This window comes from Salinicola sp., assembly GCF_982684285.1.
On record NZ_CEXLVS010000499.1, the window covers coordinates 1 to 1,171 of the forward strand.

Consider the following 1,171-nt stretch of genomic DNA (forward strand, 5'->3'; position numbering starts at 1 on the left):
TCGATAATGGAAAGCCATTTCGCATTAACGGATAGTGTTTTAATTCAATGATTGAAAGACCGTTTTCTTGTTTTACGCTAATGATTTTTCCGCCCCAACGGACCTGCGTCCCCACAAGGCTATCATTCTCACTTACCAGCACATCACGAAGCTCAACATTCCCTGCTGGTAACACTTGAATAGCTGGTGAAGTGTTAGTACAAGCACTTAATAAAAAAGTTATCAGCAATACAAATTTTTTCACTTTTATCTCCATAACGTATTTTTCTTAACGCCAGAAAAACGCTTTTAATTTTTATCTAACAAATCAATAGACCACAAAATAAACTGAATGTTACACAACACCTAGCGTATTTTTAGCGCTGAATGCACTACCTTTTGCTCTTTCTTCTTATTGAAACAATTTCGTTTTGTAAATTATGCGTTATATTACTCACCTATAATCAATTTTCTCAATTTAATAGCTAAAAGAAGAACATGCCAAAAACCAGTGATTTAAAACGAGGGATGGTCGTCGAAGTAAACGACGAACCTTATTCAGTCAAAGATATTGAAGTAAGAAATCCATCTTCGCGTGGCGCGTCTACCTTATATAAAATTCGATTCAATCATCTAAAAACAAAACAAAAACGGGATGAAACCTTAAAAGGTGATGACTTCCTCAAAGAAGTCGATTGTGAACGTAAATTAGTCCAGTTTTCCTACAAAGAAGATAATGCCTATACCTTCATGAGTCTGGAAGATTATGAGCAATACACTATCAACACAACAGATATTGAAGACGAGGTACCCTATTTAATAGAAGGTCTAGAATCTATTGTTGCTGTATTACTCGATGGCCTCTTAGTCGCCATAGAACTGCCCGCCGCAGTCGCCATGGAAATCATCGAAACCGCACCAGGCATCAAAGGTGCTTCAGCCTCTGCCCGCACTAAACCAGCCCGTCTGCCAACCGGCCTAGAAGTACAAGTACCAGAATATATTGAACCCGGCGAAATCATTAAAATTAATACCGTAACTAATAAATTTATGTCTCGCGCCTAAGCACTCATGCAAGACACCATTAAACGCTACTTACTGATTGGCCTAGGCTGGTTTTTTGTCATCCTAGGCGCTATCGGTGCGGTATTACCCTTATTGCCGACCACACCTTTTCTAATTTTAGCGCTGG

General features: G+C 38.9%; 3 protein-coding genes. 2 read left to right on the forward strand and 1 reads right to left on the reverse strand.

Features of this window, described 5'->3' with window-relative positions:
- Positions 1-244, reverse strand: a 244-nt coding sequence (locus AC3AYF_RS21435; protein WP_487780490.1) for a Slp family lipoprotein, incomplete at its 3' end; no start/stop codon positions are given.
- Positions 245-477: 233 nt separating this feature from the next.
- Between AC3AYF_RS21435 and efpL the strand changes: the two genes are divergently transcribed.
- Entirely contained in the window at positions 478-1,044 is a 567-nt protein-coding gene (gene efpL / locus AC3AYF_RS21440) for an elongation factor P-like protein EfpL (protein ID WP_487780491.1), read from the forward strand.
- A 6-nt stretch (positions 1,045-1,050) separates the two neighbouring features.
- Positions 1,051-1,171 (forward strand): DUF454 family protein (locus AC3AYF_RS21445; protein ID WP_487780492.1); only part of this gene is annotated, 121 nt, incomplete at its 3' end.

What these genes read in the sequence shown, in the direction of transcription:
- efpL (WP_487780491.1), top strand. Translation starts at nt 478, where the DNA reads ATGCCAAAAACCAGTGATTTAAAACGAGGGATGGTCGTCGAAGTAAAC.